Below are 14,276 nucleotides of genomic sequence, written 5' to 3' on the forward strand. Positions count from 1 at the left end.
ATGAGCGCGCCAGATCCTTCCCCCCCTCGCGACGCCACCACGCCACCGCGCGTGGTGCGTTTCCGCTGGGCGTGGTGGCTGCTGGCGTACGTCAGCCTCGGTACCGGCATCGTCGGGATCTTCGTGCCGGGCCTGCCGACCACCGTATTCATCCTGATCTCGGCGTGGGCCGCCTCGCGCGGCTCCGAGCGCCTGCACAGCTGGCTGCTGCAGCATCCACGTTTTGGCCCGGCCATCGCCAACTGGCAGGCGCATGGTGCAGTCAGCCGTTACGGCAAGTGGATGGCCACGGTCACCATGGCGGTATGCGCCGGCATCATGTTGTGGTGCGTGCCGATCGCCTGGGTGAAGGGGTTCTCGATCGGCAGCATGACCGTGGTGGCGATCTGGCTGTGGACCCGGCCGCTGCCGCCGCCCGCGGATTGAACCCCTGCGGTGGTGCCGGCCGCTGGCCGGCAACCCGATCCCCTGCACCAACCGCTCAGCCGCCAGTGGCTATACTCGGGGCATGAAGACCCCCCATCGAAACGCCATCCTGATTCCGCTGGCAGCGGCTTCGCTGCTGTTCCTCGCCGCCTGTGGCAACAAGGGCCCGCTGGTACTGCCGCAGAAGCCGGTGCCGGTGGAAGAAACCGTCGAACCGGTTGCCGAGCCCGCGACCGAAGCGACCCCGACCGAGACCCAGGGCAGCGGCACGCCGGCCACGACCGTGGACCCGGCTGCACCGACCACCCAACCGGCGCCTGCGCCTGCGAAGAAGGTGGGCGGCGGGAATGAGTAAGGCCGGTTCCAAGGCGCTGCGCTTCAGCAAGATGCATGGCGCGGGCAATGATTTCGTAGTGATCGACCTGCGTGACGGCACTGCGCCGCCCACGCCTGAACTGGCCGCGCGCCTGGCCGACCGCCACACCGGCGTCGGCTGCGATCAGATCCTGACCATCGAAGCACCGCGCGCGGAAGGCTCGGTGGCGTCCTACCGCATCTGGAATGCCGACGGTTCCAACTCCGAGCAGTGCGGCAACGGCGCGCGCTGCATCGCGGCCTGGCTGGTGCGCGAGGGCAGTGCGCAGGGCGATGCATTCGTCATCGACAGCCCGTTGGCCAGCCACGAAGTGAAGATGCTGGGCGAGGGCCAGTTCGCGGTGACCATGGGGGTGCCTGCGTTCGAGCCGGCCAACGTGCCGCTGATGGGCTTCGCCCACGCGCGCGAGGAATACCTGCTGCCGCTGCAGGGCGAGAGCGTCCGCTTTGCTGCGGTATCGATGGGCAATCCGCATGCGGTGATTGAAGTGGGCCTGATCGATGCCGCACCGGTCGAGCGCGTCGGTTCGCTGCTGCAGCAGCATGCGTCGTTCCCGCGCTCGGTGAACGTGGGCTTCGTACAGGTGATGGGCCCGGCGCATGCGCGTCTGCGTGTGAATGAGCGCGGCGTCGGTGAAACCCTGGCCTGTGGCAGCGGTGCCTGTGCCGCTGCGGTGACCCTGATGCAGCGTGGCCGCCTGCAGCGTGACGCGCGCATCAGCCTGCCCGGTGGCGACCTGCGCATCCAGTGGCCAGGCGATGGCCAGCCGGTGGTGATGGCCGGCCCGACCGCATTCGTCTTCGAAGGGGAGTGGATCGCATGACCGAAACCGTCGACAAGCTCGGGGCCCATGAAGTCGCTGCCTGGTTGCGGCGTCATCCGGGCTTCCTCAAGCAGTTCCCGGACCTGGCCCTGACCCTGGTGGTGCCGCGTGATGACGGTCCGACCGCGTCGCTGGCCAGCTACCAGCTGGAAGTGCTGCGCGAGAAGAACCGCGAGCTGGCACGACGGTTGGCCGATCTGGGCGCAACCGCCCAGATCAATGAACGCCTGGCAGTGCGCACGCATCAGCTGACCCTGGCGCTGATGAAGCAGGACAACGCCGCCGATACCCTGCGTGCTATGGCTGCCTCGCTGCAGGAAGATTTCGCCGGCGACCTGGTACGGCTGGTGGTGCACAGGCCGGTGGCCGGGCTGGAGCAGGCCGACTGGCTGCAGGTGATTGCCGCCGATGATCCGCAGCTGGGCCCGTTCCGCGACTGCCTGAAGGATGGCGAGCCGATCTGCGGCCGCCTGCAGCCGGAAAAGAATGCCGTGCTGTATGGCGTGCGCAGCGAGGAAGTGCAGACCACCGCACTGCTGCCGCTACCGGGCGTGGGCCTGATTGCGGTCGGAAGCCACGACCCGAACCGCTTCTATCCGGGCATGGGCACGCTGTTCCTGCGCATGATGGGCGATGCGCTGGTCACCGGCCTGAAGCGCTTCCCGGGCTGAGCAGGACACGACGATGAGCGCGGTACAGGCCTTCCTGCAGCACCTGCAGGTGGAACGGCGGATGTCGGCGCATACGCTTGATGCCTACCGCCGCGACCTGGATGCGCTGTCGGTCTGGGCCGAGCCACGTGGTGTAGCGGTGGAGGCGCTTGATGCTGACGCGGTGCGCCAGTTCGTCGCCGACGAGCATCGCCGCGGCCTGTCGGCCAAGAGCCTGCAGCGCCGCTTGTCCGCCTGCCGCAGCTTCTATGCCTGGCTGCTCAAGCACGGGCGCATCGAGGTCAGTCCGGCGGCGACGCTGAAGGCGCCGCGTGCGCCGCGTCGGTTGCCGCAGGTGCTTGACGCCGACGAAGCCGTGCAGCTGGTCGAGCTGGAACCGGAAGGCGAGCTGGGCCGCCGTGATCGCGCGCTGCTGGAACTGTTCTATTCCTCCGGCCTGCGCCTGAGCGAAGTCTGCGCGCTGACCTGGCGCGATCTGGATTTCGACAGCGGCCTGGTCAGCGTGCTGGGCAAGGGCAATCGCCAGCGGCGGGTGCCGTTCGGCAGGCCTGCGCGCGAAGCACTGCAGGCGTGGCGCGCGGAAAGTGGCGGTGGACCGGCCTCGCCGGTATTTCCCGGCCGCAACGGGCCGATCAGCCAACGCGCGGTGCAGATCCGCATCCGCCAGCTGGCGCAGCGCCAGGGCCTGTTCAAGCACGTGCACCCGCACATGCTGCGGCACAGCTTCGCCAGCCATATCCTGGAATCATCCGGTGACCTGCGTGGCGTGCAGGAGCTGCTCGGCCATGCCGACATCGCTACCACCCAGATCTACACCCACCTCGACTTCCAGCATCTGGCCAAGGTCTACGACGCCGCGCATCCGCGCGCCAAGCGCCGCAACAAGGGCGACACGGCTGAATAGCCCGCCCTTGATCTGGATCAGGGCAGGGCGGGCGCTACCGGCGCATCGTGGCCGCAGGCCACGAAGAACCCGCCACCATGGCGAAGCCCATTCCGCTGCATCCCAGGCATCCCGAGCGCATCTGCTGGGGCTGCGACCGCTACTGCGCAGCTGACGCACTGGCCTGCGGCAATGGTTCCGGCCGCACCCAGCATCCGATCGAGACGCAGGGCGAAGACTGGTATATCGCCTGGGGCATCGAGCCCAATCCGGATCGGCCTTCGCAAGCCAAGCGCTGAACGGCAGCCATCCGCACAGGCTTGATCGCACCCGGCGCTGTCCCCATGTCCCGGGAACAGCTATCGGAGGCCGCATGGACCCCAGTCAGAATCCCAACGTTTTCCACGCCACCACCATCGTCTGCGTCCGTCGCGGCGAGCACGTGGCCATTGCCGGCGACGGCCAGGTCACGCTGGGCCACACCGTGATGAAGGGCAATGCGCGCAAGGTGCGCCGCCTCGGTCGTGACGGCCAGGTGCTGGCCGGCTTCGCCGGTGCCGCCGCCGATGCCTTCACCCTGTTCGAGCTGTTCGAGGCCAAGCTGGAAAAGCACGGCCAGCTGCAGCGCGCTGCGGTCGAACTGGCCAAGGATTGGCGCACCGAGCGCCGCCTGGGCAAGCTCGAGGCCCTGCTGGCAGTGGCCGACAAGGAAACCTCGCTGATCATCAGCGGCACCGGCGATGTGATCGAACCGGAGGACGGCATCATCGCCATCGGTTCCGGCGGTTCCTATGCGCTGTCGGCCGCGCGCGCGCTGATGGCGCACACCGAACTGGATGCGCGCACCATCGCCAGCGAAGCCATTGGCATTGCCGGCGACATCTGCATCTACACCAACCGCAACGTGGTGGTCGAGGAGCTGTAACGCCTCCCGATCCGCCGGGCATGGCCCGGCGCTACCGACAACGAATCCGTGAGCACATCCATGTCGAAGATCGAAGTTTCCTCCGCCACCATGACCCCGCGCGAGATCGTGCAGGAACTGGACCGGCATATCGTGGGCCAGCACGACGCCAAGCGCGCCGTGGCCATCGCCCTGCGCAACCGCTGGCGCCGCATGCAGCTGGTGCCGGAGCTGCGCAATGAAGTGATGCCGAAGAACATCCTGATGATCGGCCCGACCGGCGTCGGCAAGACCGAAATCGCGCGCCGCCTGGCCACGCTGGCCAACGCGCCGTTCGTGAAGGTCGAAGCGACCCGCTTCACCGAAGTCGGCTACGTCGGCAAGGATGTCGAGCAGATCATCCGTGACCTGGCCGATACCGCAGTGAAGCTGTACCGCGAACAGGCCAAGGTGCGCGTGCGTACCCAGGCCGAAGAACGCGCAGAGGACCGCATCCTCGATGCGCTGCTGCCGCGCCGCAGCGGTGGCATCGGCTTCGATCCGGAAGTCGCCCGCAACGAACCGTCGGCGCAGGACAACGAGACCCGCATCAAGTTCCGCAAGATGCTTCGCAACGGTGAGCTGGACGAGCGCGAGATCGAACTCGACCTGGCCGCCAATGTCAGCATGGACATCATGACCCCACCGGGCATGGAGGAAATGGGCCAGCAGCTGAAGTCGATGTTCGCCAACCTCGGCGGCGGCGCCAAGGCGCATAAGCGCACGCTGACCATCAAGGCCGCGCGTCCGTTGCTGGTGGAAGAAGAGGCCGGCAAGCTGGTCAACGAAGACGATATCCGCACGGCGGCGATCGAGGCCTGTGAGCAGCACGGCATCGTCTTCATCGACGAGATCGACAAGGTCGCCAAGCGTGGTGACAACGTGGGCGGTGGCGACGTGTCCCGCGAAGGTGTGCAGCGCGACCTGCTGCCGCTGGTGGAAGGCTCCAACGTGTCCACCAAGTACGGCACCATCAAAACCGACCACATCCTGTTCATCGCCTCCGGTGCGTTCCACCTGGCCAAGCCCAGCGATCTGATTCCGGAGCTGCAGGGTCGCTTCCCGATCCGCGTTGAACTGGGGGCGCTGAGCAAGAACGATTTCGTGCGCATCCTGACCGAGCCGAAGGCCGCGCTGACCAAGCAGTACGAAGCGCTGCTGGCCACCGAGGGCGTCAAGGTCAGCTTCACTGCCGACGCCATTGATCGTCTGGCCGAGATCGCCTTCCAGGTGAACGAGCGCCAGGAGAACATCGGTGCCCGCCGCCTGCATACCGTGCTGGAGCGCCTGCTGGATTCGCTCAGCTACGAGGCACCGGACCGCGACGGCGAAACCCTGGCCATCGACCGTGCTTATGTCGATGCACACCTGGGCGAGCTGGTGCAGGATCCGGACCTGAGCCGCTACATCCTGTAATGCCCGGCTCCGCAAAGCTATGGGGCCGCCGAAAGGCGGCCTTTTTGTTGGCGGTCAGTGCGGGTGCCGGGCGCGGTAGGCCTGCAGTACCTGGTCGATCACCGCACTGGTGCGCGCAGCGCTGATGCCGGTCGACGGTGAACAGCCGTTGCCACGCAGTTCGTCCACGAGGGAGGCGATCAACGGCTGCTGGACCGCTGGCGGGTTCGGGATATCGAACGCCTGCACGCCCGCTTCGGTCTCCAGAACCACCGGAACGTCCTCGAAGGTGGCAAAGCGCAGCTGCCCGCGGTCGCCGGTGATCTCGATCTCATCCTGGCGGCGGAAGGCGCAGAAGCTCCACTGCGCGATGCCATGCGCGCCCATTCCGGTGCGGAAGCACATCGAGACGCTGTCCTCGGCGGCGTAGGCGCCGGTCAACGAACTGGCCAGACCACGCACATCGCTCAGCGGCCCCAGGAGATGGTCGAGCAGGTCCAGGGTATGCGAGCCCAGATCGACGAACAGCCCGCCGCCGGCGATCGCCGGATGGGTCCGCCAGAAGTCCGGCGAGGCGGCATTCGCCGAATGCGGCCGGTGCAGGGTGGCGCGCACGCTGCGCGGCGTACCGATCGCGCCGCTGTCCAGCAGCTGTTTCACCTGTGCGAAGCGGGGCAGGGCGCGGCGGTAATAGGCCACGAACACCGGCACGCCGCGGCGTGCGCTGGCCTCCAGTACGCGTTCGCATTCGGCGTGATCCATGGCCATCGGCTTTTCGATGTAGACCGGCTTGCCCGCGGCGATCGCCTGCAGCGCGTACTGCATGTGCGTCGAGGGAGGCGTTGCGACGTACACCGCGTTCACTTCCGGATCGGCGATGAGCGCATCAGCGTCCGCGTACCAACGGGGAATGGCATGGCGCCTCGCGTAATCCTCGGCCAACGCCGCATTGCGGCGCATGACCGCTGCAACCCGTGATCCGGGTGTGCTGGCCAGGGCCGGGCCGCTCTTCTTCTCGGTGACACTGCCGCAGCCGATGAAGCCCCACACCACATTGTCCAGGATCATGGGTCTGTCCTCAGATGGGTACGGCGGTGGTGGCAGCAGCGCCGCTCACGCGTCCGGCAACGGCTCGGGCACCGTTCCGGGCACGAACACGCCATCCTTCACGTAGGCGGCCAGAGTCATGTCCAGCGCGAGCATGCCGTCGCGCTTGAGGTCCATCAGTTCCGGTTCGACCATCGCGCCGTGCAGCACGCCCAGTACGGTGGCGTGCAGCATGCGCGCGGCGATCTTCGGGTCCGCTCCTTCGCGCAGCTGGCCCAGGTCCCGGGCCCGGCGAAGCGCACGCTCCATCCGGTCCAGCGCATCGCGGAATCCGGCCTGCTGCATTTCGGTCAGCACCTTGGTGTCGGCCGAGGCATCGCTGCGCAGCATGATCTCCATGGTCTTGCGCAGGCGCTCGTCCTCGGACAGCTCGATGAACGAGTGGATCATCACCGCGCGCAGGTCGTGTACCGGCGTGTCGCGCTGCTCGGTGGAGGTGCGTTCCAGTTCCTGCATGAAGGGCAGGTGCACCCGTTCAACGATCGCGGCCAGCACCTCGCTCTTGTTCTTGAAGTGCCAGTACACCGCGCCACGGGTATAGCCGGCGCGGGCGCCGATCATCTCCAGCGTGGTACGGGCCACGCCGTGTTCATGGAAACAGGCTTCGGCGGCGTCAAGGATGCCTTCCCGGGTTGCCTGGGTGTCCTCTTTGGTCTTGCGGGCCATGGATGGGTACGAGTGCGGGTGAAACGTGGCTGAATTGTACCTGTTTACAAACAAACACGCATGTATGTATATTTCCGTCCCATCATTCCCGCCGTGTGCGTGGCAGGCCGTTGCCGGCTGCTTCTCCCCGCCGGTGAGCGTTGCCTGCTGGCGCTTTCGGCCTGTATCAGCGCGTTTTGAGATTCCTTCCCCTGAGAGCCTTTCCGTCATGTTGCTGAGCCGAATCCGACCCATCGCGCTGTCGCTGGCCATCGCCGCGACCGTGGCTGCCTGCGGCGGCCAACCCCAGGCCCCCGAACAGGGCCCCGGTGACGTCACCGTGGTCACGCTGAAGTCCGAGACCGTGGGCCTGACCCGCGAACTGCCGGGCCGTACCAATGCCTTCCTGGTCGCCGAAGTGCGCCCGCAGGTCAATGGCATCGTCGCCAAGCGCCTGTTCACGGAAGGTGGCATGGTCAAGGCCGGCGAGCCGCTGTACCAGCTCGACGACGCCAGCTACCGCGCCCAGGCCAACAATGCCCGTGCCCAGCTGGCCCGCGCAGAAGCCACCGCCAATGCCGCCCGCCTGAGCGCCAAGCGCATCACCGAGCTGGCCAAGGTCGACGCGGTCAGCCAGCAGGATCTGGAAAACGCCGTGGCCGCGCAGAAGCAGGCCGAGGCCGACGTCGGCGCCGCCAAGGCATCGCTGGATGCGGCCAACGTCACCCTCGGCTACGCCCGTATCACCGCGCCGATCAGCGGCCGCATCGGCAAGTCCAGCGTCACCCAGGGTGCGCTGGTCAACGCCGGCCAGGCCAATGCGCTGGCCACCGTGCAGCAGCTGGATCCGATCTATGTCGACCTGACCCAGTCCTCGGCCGAGCTGCTGCAGCTGCGCCGCGAACTGGCCGCCGGCCGCCTGCAGGACAACCAGACGCTGCCGGTCAGCATCCTGATGGAAGACGGCAGCACCTTCGAGCACAAGGGCACGCTGGAGTTCTCCGAAGTCAGCGTCGATCCGGCCACCGGCAGCTTCGGCCTGCGCGTGAAGGTGGACAACCCGGACGGCCTGCTGATGCCGGGCATGTACGTGCGCGCAGTGATCGGCGGCGGCGTGCGCAGCGATGCGGTGCTGGTACCGATGGCCGGCATCGCCCGCGATCCGAAGGGTGACACCTCCGCGATGGTGGTCGACAAGGACAACAAGGTCGAAGTGCGCCCGGTCAAGGTCAGCCGCACGGTTGGCGACAAGTGGCTGGTCGAGGACGGTCTGAAGGCCGGCGACAAGGTCATCGTCGAAGGCCTGCAGAAGATCGGCCCCGGCATGCCGGTCAAGGCCACCGAGAAGGGCGCTGCTCCGGCCAAGCCGGCAGCGGCCGCCCAGCCTGCCGCTCCGGCCGGCGACGCGAAGTAAGCGGAGAACCCCATGGCACGCTTTTTCATCGATCGACCCATCTTTGCATGGGTGATCGCCATCATCATCATGCTCGCCGGCGGCCTGGCCCTGTTCAAGCTGCCGGTCTCGATGTACCCCAACGTCGCACCGCCGGCGGTGGAAATCAGCGCCACCTACCCGGGTGCATCGGCCAAGGTGGTCGAGGACTCGGTGACGCAGATCATCGAGCAGAACATGAAGGGCCTTGATGGCCTGATCTACTTTTCCTCCAACAGCTCGTCCAACGGCCAGGCCACCATCACCCTGACCTTCGAGAGCGGCACCAACCCGGACATCGCCCAGGTGCAGGTGCAGAACAAGCTGCAGCTGGCCATGCCGCTGCTGCCGCAGGAAGTGCAGCGGCAGGGCATCAACGTGGCCAAGTCCAGCTCGGGCTTCCTGAACGTCATCGCGTTCGTGTCCGAGGACGGCAGCATGGACGCCAACGACATCGCCGACTACGTCGGTTCCAATGTCGTCGACCGCCTGAGCCGCGTGCCGGGCGTGGGCAACATCCAGGTGTTCGGTGGCAAGTACGCCATGCGCATCTGGCTGGACCCGAACAAGCTGCATACCTATGGCCTGTCGGTCGCCGAAGTGACCGCAGCGATCAAGGCACAGAACGCCCAGGTCGCCATCGGCCAGCTCGGCGGTGCGCCGTCGATCAAGGGCCAGCAGCTCAACGCCACCATCAACGCGCAGTCGCGCCTGCAGACCCCGGAACAGTTCCGCAACATCATCGTGCGCGGTGCGCAGGACGGTGCCGAGCTGCGCCTGGGTGATGTCGCCCGCGTCGAGCTGGGTGCGGAATCGTACGACTTCGTCACCCGCTACAACGGCCAGCCGGCCAGCGGCCTGGCGGTCACCCTGGCCACCGGCGCCAACGCGCTGGATACCGCCGCCGGCGTGGATGCCGCGCTGGAGGACATGAAGAGCTTCTTCCCGGCCGGGCTGAAAGCCGAGATCCCGTACGACACCACGCCGTTCGTGCGTGTGTCGATCAAGGGCGTCGTGCAGACCCTGATCGAAGCGATCGTGCTGGTGTTCGTGGTGATGTACCTGTTCCTGCAGAACTTCCGCGCCACCCTGATCCCGACCATCGCCGTGCCGGTGGTGCTGCTGGGTACCTTCGGCGTGCTGGCGATGCTGGGCTTCTCGGTGAACATGCTGACCATGTTCGCGATGGTGCTGGCGATCGGCCTGCTGGTGGACGATGCCATCGTGGTGGTGGAAAACGTCGAGCGCATCATGTCCGAAGAGGGACTGTCGCCGCTCGAGGCCACCCGCAAGTCGATGGGCCAGATCACCGGCGCGCTGGTCGGCATCGGCCTGGTGCTGTCGGCAGTGTTCGTGCCGATGGCCTTCATGAGCGGTTCCACCGGCGTGATCTACCGCCAGTTCTCGGCCACGATCGTCTCGGCGATGGCATTGTCGGTGCTGGTCGCGATCGTGCTGACCCCGGCGTTGTGCGCGACCATGCTCAAGCCGCTGAAGAAGGGCGAGCACCATGTTGCCCATCGCGGCCTGGCCGGTCGTTTCTTCAACGGCTTCAACCGCGGTTTCGACCGCACCAGCGAAAGCTACCAGCGTGGCGTGCGCGGCATCATCCATCGTCCGTGGCGCTTCATGGGCATCGTTGCGGCGCTGTTCGTGCTGATGGGCGTGCTGTTCGTGCGCCTGCCCAGTTCGTTCCTGCCCAACGAAGACCAGGGCGTGCTGATGGCGCTGGTGCAGGCGCCGGTGGGTGCCACCCAGGAACGTACGCTGGAATCGATCGCGGCACTGGAAAACCACTTCCTGCAGAACGAGAAGGATGCGGTGGACTCGGTGTTCTCGGTGCAGGGCTTCAGCTTCGCCGGCATGGGCCAGAACGCGGGCATGGCATTCGTCAAGCTGAAGGACTGGAGCGAGCGTGACGCCAACAATGGCGTGATGCCGATCACCGGTCGCGCGATGGCGGCCCTGGGCCAGATCAAGGATGCCTTCATCTTCGCCTTCCCGCCGCCGGCCATCCCGGAGCTGGGTACCGCTTCGGGCTACACCTTCTTCCTGAAGGACAACAGCGGCCAGGGCCACGAGGCACTGGTGGCCGCGCGCAACCAGCTGCTCGGCCTCGCCGCCGGCAGCAAGAAACTGGCCAACGTGCGCCCGAACGGCCAGGAAGACACGCCGCAGTTCCGCATCGACATCGATGCGGCCAAGGCGACCTCGCTGGGGCTGTCGATCGACCAGATCAACGGCACCCTGGCCGCCGCGTGGGGCAGTTCGTACATCGATGACTTCGTCGATCGCGGCCGCGTCAAGCGCGTGTTCGTGCAGGCTGACCAGCCGTTCCGCATGGTGCCGGAGGACTTCGATCTCTGGTCCGTGAAGAACGACAAGGGCGAGATGGTGCCGTTCAGCGCGTTCGCCACCAAGCACTGGGACTACGGCTCGCCGCGCCTGGAGCGCTACAACGGCGTGTCGGCAATGGAAATCCAAGGCGAACCGGCCCCGGGTGTGGCCTCCGGTGACGCCATGGCCGAGATCGAACAGTTGGCCAAGCAGCTGCCGGCGGGCTTCGGCATCGAGTGGACGGCGATGTCCTACCAGGAACGCCAGGCCGGCTCGCAGACGCCGCTGCTGTACACGCTGTCGCTGATGATCGTGTTCCTGTGCCTGGCCGCGATGTACGAAAGCTGGAGCGTGCCGACCGCGGTGCTGCTGGCGGCCCCGCTGGGTATCCTCGGCGCCGTGCTGGCCAATACCTTCAAGGGCCTGGAACGCGACATCTACTTCCAGGTGGCGATGCTGACCACGGTGGGCCTGACCAGCAAGAACGCGATCCTGATCGTCGAGTTCGCCAAGGAGAACCTGGAGAAGGGCGCCAGCCTGATCGAGTCGATCATGCACGCCGTGCGCGACCGCTTGCGTCCGATCGTGATGACCTCGCTGGCCTTCGGCATGGGCGTGGTACCGCTGGCGGTCTCCACCGGTGCCGGTTCCGGCGCCAAGCAGGCGATCGGTACCGGCGTGCTCGGCGGCATGATCGTCGGCACCGTGCTCGGTGTGTTCTTCGTGCCGCTGTTCTTCGTGGTGGTGCAGCGCGTGTTCAAGCGCAAGACCGCCGAGTGATGAAATCCGGTAGCGCCGGGCCATGCCCGGCGGATGCCTCACCGCGTAGCCGCCGGGCATGGCCCGGCGCTACCACCGTGACCCCCAAGGTGTCGCCATGAAATTCTCTTCTCTTGCTGTATCCCTGGCCGGCGTGCTCGCGCTGGCCGGCTGCTCCACTCTGGTGCCGAAGAACACCGCTGTCGCTCCGGCGATTCCGGCGCAGTGGCCGGCCGAAGCCGCGCAGGGCCAGGTGGCCGATGTCGCCGCCGTCGGCTGGCGCGACTTCTTCACCGATCCACGCCTGCAGCAGGTGATCGAGCAGTCGCTGCAGAACAACCGCGACCTGCGCGTGGCCGTGCTCAATGTAGAGCGCGCGCGCGGCCAGTACCGCGTACAACGCGCCGACCGCGTGCCCGGCGTGGCTGTCACCGGCCAGATGGAGCGCCGAGGCACCGACGCCGGCGTCACCGAGCAGTTCACCGCCGGTGTCGGCGTGGCCGAGTTCGAGCTGGATCTGTTCGGCCGCGTGCGCAATCTCAGTGAAGCGGCGTTGCAGCAGTACTTCGCCGTGGCCGCCAACCGCCGCAACGCGCAGCTGAGCCTGGTGGCCGAGACCGCGACTGCGTGGCTGACCTATGGTGCCGATGCACAGCAGCTGAAGATCGCCGAGGCCACGCTGAAGACCTACGAGGATTCGCTGCGCCTGGCCGAGGCCCGCCACGAACGTGGTGGCAGTTCGGCGCTGGAGCTGACCCAGACCCGTACCCTGGTCGAGACCGCACGTACGGATGCTGCACGCCTGCGTGGCCAGCTGGCCCAGGACCGCAATGCGCTGGCGCTGCTGGCCGGTGGCCAGCTGGATCCGGCACTGCTGCCGGACAGCATCGAACCGCAGCTGCTTGCACTGGCCCCGCCGCCGGCCGGCCTGCCCAGCGACGTGCTGCTGCAGCGCCCGGACATCATGGCCGCCGAACACCAGCTGCTGGCCGCAAACGCCAACATCGGTGCGGCACGCGCGGCGTTCTTCCCGAGCATCTCGCTGACCGGCAGCATCGGCAGTGGTTCGAACGAACTGTCCAACCTGTTCGACAGTGGCACCCGTGTATGGAGTTTCCTGCCGAAGATCACCCTGCCGATCTTCCAGGGCGGCAAGCTGCGCGCCAACCTGGCCATCGCCAACGCAGATCGTGATATCGCTCTGGCGCAGTACGAGAAGTCGATCCAGGTGGGCTTCCGCGAAACCGCCGATGCGCTGGCATTGAATGTCAGCCTGGACGAGCAGGTGAGTTCACAGCAGCGCCTGGTGGACGCGGCCGAACAGGCCAACCGCCTGTCGCAGGCCCGCTACGACGCGGGGCTGGACAGCTTCGTCACCCTGCTTGATGCGCGGCGTACCGCCTACAACGCGCAGCAGACCCAGCTGCAGGCCCAGCTGGCGCAACAGGCCAACCGCATCACCCTGTACAAGGTGCTGGGTGGCGGCTGGCACGAGCGCGGGTAGTCCGCGCTTCCGGTAGGTGCCAACCTTGGTTGGCACGGATGCGTCAGCGCTGGTGGCTGGCCCTGTGCCCACCAAGGTTGGCACCTGCCTTGATGGTCGAAGGTAGTGCCGGTCGCTGGCCGGGATTGTCATTTCCGGACCTGCTACACCGCTTCATCGTCGCGCCGCGCTGCATGGCAGGCGCGCACCCGCGCCAGCGCGTCGCCGGCTTCGCGCGCCATCTGCTCGTACTCGCGACGGATCTCTTCCAGCCGCGCTTCGTCCAGTTCTTCCAGATCCAACAGTTCGTTGTTGGCTTCGGCTGTCGCCCGGATCAGCTCGTCCAGCTTGATCTGCATCGCGGCGGTATCCGCGTTCTGCGTGTGCTGGATCAGGAACACCATCAGGAAGGTGATGATGGTGGTGCCGGTGTTGATCACCAGCTGCCAGGTGTCGTTGAAACCGAACACCGGGCCACTGATGCCCCAGATCACCACGATCGCTACTGCGGCCAGGAAGGTCCACGGCGAGCCGGTGGCGGCCGCGGCCTTCTTGGCGATCGTATTGAACAGGTTGCGTGCTTTCATCGTCGTCGTCCCACTCAGGTGACGAGGATGATCGGCAGTGGCCCGTGCAGGCGCCGTGCAGCGGCGGTCAGGCGCGCATGCGCTGCAGGCGCGGTGCCTGCAGGCTGCGCACCGGACTGCTCTGGTAGACGTGCTGCCAGCAACGGTCGACGAACTCGCGGGCCTGTGCTTCGCTCAGTCGCGGCATGATCTGCAGGGCGTACTGGGTCTGGAACATCTCGTCACGTTCGGCCTCGCTGGCGCGCGGCTGGGTGATCAGCGAATCGCAGGCAAACTTGATCCACGGCACGTATGAGCCGAACGAGTTGTGCGGCAGTGCGCCTTCGGCATGTTGGCGGCGCCAGTGATCCAGCTCGGCGTCAACGTTGATGACCGGAGGGATGGTGGGGACTTCAGCGTGCATGACAAT

General features: G+C 66.7%; 15 protein-coding genes. 11 read left to right on the forward strand and 4 right to left on the reverse strand.

What is annotated here, in order from left to right; all coding sequences use genetic code 11:
- The 8 genes from RI032_RS11715 (at position 1) to hslU (ending at position 5,538) form a co-directional block, all read left to right on the forward strand.
- A complete protein-coding gene (locus RI032_RS11715; RefSeq protein WP_197656871.1) occupies positions 1-426 on the forward strand; it encodes a YbaN family protein in 426 nt (141 codons plus the stop codon).
- Positions 427-508: 82 nt separating this feature from the next.
- A complete protein-coding gene (gene lptM, locus RI032_RS11720) occupies positions 509-781 on the forward strand; it encodes an LPS translocon maturation chaperone LptM (protein WP_019337667.1) in 273 nt (90 codons plus the stop codon).
- Complete coding sequence (gene dapF / locus RI032_RS11725) at positions 774-1,625, forward strand: diaminopimelate epimerase (protein WP_125437729.1); 852 nt, start codon at positions 774-776, stop codon at positions 1,623-1,625. Before lptM ends, dapF begins: the two co-directional genes overlap by 8 nt.
- Positions 1,622-2,296 carry a DUF484 family protein gene (locus RI032_RS11730; RefSeq protein WP_010481384.1) on the forward strand — a complete coding sequence of 225 codons (675 nt, stop codon included), beginning with the start codon at positions 1,622-1,624 and terminating at the stop codon, positions 2,294-2,296. The genes dapF and RI032_RS11730 overlap by 4 nt, the downstream gene beginning before the upstream one ends.
- A gap of 13 nt (positions 2,297-2,309) precedes the next feature.
- Positions 2,310-3,200, forward strand: coding sequence for a tyrosine recombinase XerC (gene xerC / locus RI032_RS11735; protein ID WP_049435918.1), 891 nt, complete (start codon positions 2,310-2,312; stop codon positions 3,198-3,200).
- 77 nt (positions 3,201-3,277) lie between these two features.
- The gene (locus RI032_RS11740) at positions 3,278-3,478 is read left to right on the forward strand and encodes a DUF3079 domain-containing protein (RefSeq protein ID WP_010481389.1); all 201 of its coding nucleotides are present in this window, start codon (positions 3,278-3,280) and stop codon (positions 3,476-3,478) included.
- Positions 3,479-3,552: 74 nt separating this feature from the next.
- A complete protein-coding gene (gene hslV / locus RI032_RS11745; RefSeq protein WP_005411093.1) occupies positions 3,553-4,104 on the forward strand; it encodes an ATP-dependent protease subunit HslV in 552 nt (183 codons plus the stop codon).
- A 60-nt stretch (positions 4,105-4,164) separates the two neighbouring features.
- Positions 4,165-5,538 (forward strand): ATP-dependent protease ATPase subunit HslU, encoded by a 1,374-nt coding sequence (hslU, locus tag RI032_RS11750; protein ID WP_010481393.1) that lies wholly within the window; start codon positions 4,165-4,167, stop codon positions 5,536-5,538.
- 54 nt (positions 5,539-5,592) lie between these two features.
- On the opposite strand, the gene RI032_RS11755 is transcribed toward hslU, so the two are convergent.
- Complete coding sequence (locus tag RI032_RS11755; protein WP_043401018.1) at positions 5,593-6,585, reverse strand: Gfo/Idh/MocA family protein; 993 nt, start codon at positions 6,583-6,585, stop codon at positions 5,593-5,595.
- A gap of 45 nt (positions 6,586-6,630) precedes the next feature.
- A complete protein-coding gene (gene smeT, locus RI032_RS11760; protein WP_019337673.1) occupies positions 6,631-7,290 on the reverse strand; it encodes an efflux transporter SmeDEF transcriptional repressor SmeT in 660 nt (219 codons plus the stop codon).
- A 208-nt stretch (positions 7,291-7,498) separates the two neighbouring features.
- Between smeT and smeD the strand changes: the two genes are divergently transcribed.
- The 3 genes from smeD (at position 7,499) to smeF (ending at position 13,301) form a co-directional block, all read left to right on the forward strand.
- Complete coding sequence (gene smeD / locus RI032_RS11765) at positions 7,499-8,683, forward strand: multidrug efflux RND transporter periplasmic adaptor subunit SmeD (protein WP_049413310.1); 1,185 nt, start codon at positions 7,499-7,501, stop codon at positions 8,681-8,683.
- 12 nt (positions 8,684-8,695) lie between these two features.
- Complete coding sequence (smeE, locus tag RI032_RS11770) at positions 8,696-11,818, forward strand: multidrug efflux RND transporter permease subunit SmeE (RefSeq protein ID WP_010481397.1); 3,123 nt, start codon at positions 8,696-8,698, stop codon at positions 11,816-11,818.
- Positions 11,819-11,915: 97 nt separating this feature from the next.
- The gene (smeF, locus tag RI032_RS11775) at positions 11,916-13,301 is read left to right on the forward strand and encodes a multidrug efflux RND transporter outer membrane subunit SmeF (RefSeq protein WP_257472325.1); all 1,386 of its coding nucleotides are present in this window, start codon (positions 11,916-11,918) and stop codon (positions 13,299-13,301) included.
- A 143-nt stretch (positions 13,302-13,444) separates the two neighbouring features.
- On the opposite strand, the gene RI032_RS11780 is transcribed toward smeF, so the two are convergent.
- On the reverse strand, positions 13,445-13,867 hold the full coding sequence (locus RI032_RS11780) for a low affinity iron permease family protein (protein WP_228354801.1): 423 nt from the start codon (positions 13,865-13,867) through the stop codon (positions 13,445-13,447).
- A gap of 67 nt (positions 13,868-13,934) precedes the next feature.
- Positions 13,935-14,270, reverse strand: coding sequence for a hypothetical protein (locus tag RI032_RS11785; RefSeq protein ID WP_005411085.1), 336 nt, complete (start codon positions 14,268-14,270; stop codon positions 13,935-13,937).
- Between the last annotated feature and the right edge of the window lie 6 nt (positions 14,271-14,276).

Source organism: Stenotrophomonas geniculata, assembly GCF_034508895.1.
Lineage (GTDB): Bacteria > Pseudomonadota > Gammaproteobacteria > Xanthomonadales > Xanthomonadaceae > Stenotrophomonas > Stenotrophomonas geniculata.

Excerpts from the sequence above, each read along its gene's own strand:
- RI032_RS11715 (WP_197656871.1), top strand. The coding sequence starts at position 1 with ATGAGCGCGCCAGATCCTTCCCCCCCTCGCGACGCCACCACGCCACCG.
- lptM (WP_019337667.1), top strand. The coding sequence starts at position 509 with ATGAAGACCCCCCATCGAAACGCCATCCTGATTCCGCTGGCAGCGGCT.
- dapF (WP_125437729.1), top strand. The coding sequence starts at position 774 with ATGAGTAAGGCCGGTTCCAAGGCGCTGCGCTTCAGCAAGATGCATGGC.
- RI032_RS11730 (WP_010481384.1), top strand. The coding sequence starts at position 1,622 with ATGACCGAAACCGTCGACAAGCTCGGGGCCCATGAAGTCGCTGCCTGG.
- xerC (WP_049435918.1), top strand. The coding sequence starts at position 2,310 with ATGAGCGCGGTACAGGCCTTCCTGCAGCACCTGCAGGTGGAACGGCGG.
- RI032_RS11740 (WP_010481389.1), top strand. The coding sequence starts at position 3,278 with ATGGCGAAGCCCATTCCGCTGCATCCCAGGCATCCCGAGCGCATCTGC.
- hslV (WP_005411093.1), top strand. The coding sequence starts at position 3,553 with ATGGACCCCAGTCAGAATCCCAACGTTTTCCACGCCACCACCATCGTC.
- hslU (WP_010481393.1), top strand. The coding sequence starts at position 4,165 with ATGTCGAAGATCGAAGTTTCCTCCGCCACCATGACCCCGCGCGAGATC.
- RI032_RS11755 (WP_043401018.1), bottom strand. The coding sequence starts at position 6,585 with ATGATCCTGGACAATGTGGTGTGGGGCTTCATCGGCTGCGGCAGTGTC.
- smeT (WP_019337673.1), bottom strand. The coding sequence starts at position 7,290 with ATGGCCCGCAAGACCAAAGAGGACACCCAGGCAACCCGGGAAGGCATC.
- smeD (WP_049413310.1), top strand. The coding sequence starts at position 7,499 with ATGTTGCTGAGCCGAATCCGACCCATCGCGCTGTCGCTGGCCATCGCC.
- smeE (WP_010481397.1), top strand. The coding sequence starts at position 8,696 with ATGGCACGCTTTTTCATCGATCGACCCATCTTTGCATGGGTGATCGCC.
- smeF (WP_257472325.1), top strand. The coding sequence starts at position 11,916 with ATGAAATTCTCTTCTCTTGCTGTATCCCTGGCCGGCGTGCTCGCGCTG.
- RI032_RS11780 (WP_228354801.1), bottom strand. The coding sequence starts at position 13,867 with ATGAAAGCACGCAACCTGTTCAATACGATCGCCAAGAAGGCCGCGGCC.
- RI032_RS11785 (WP_005411085.1), bottom strand. The coding sequence starts at position 14,270 with ATGCACGCTGAAGTCCCCACCATCCCTCCGGTCATCAACGTTGACGCC.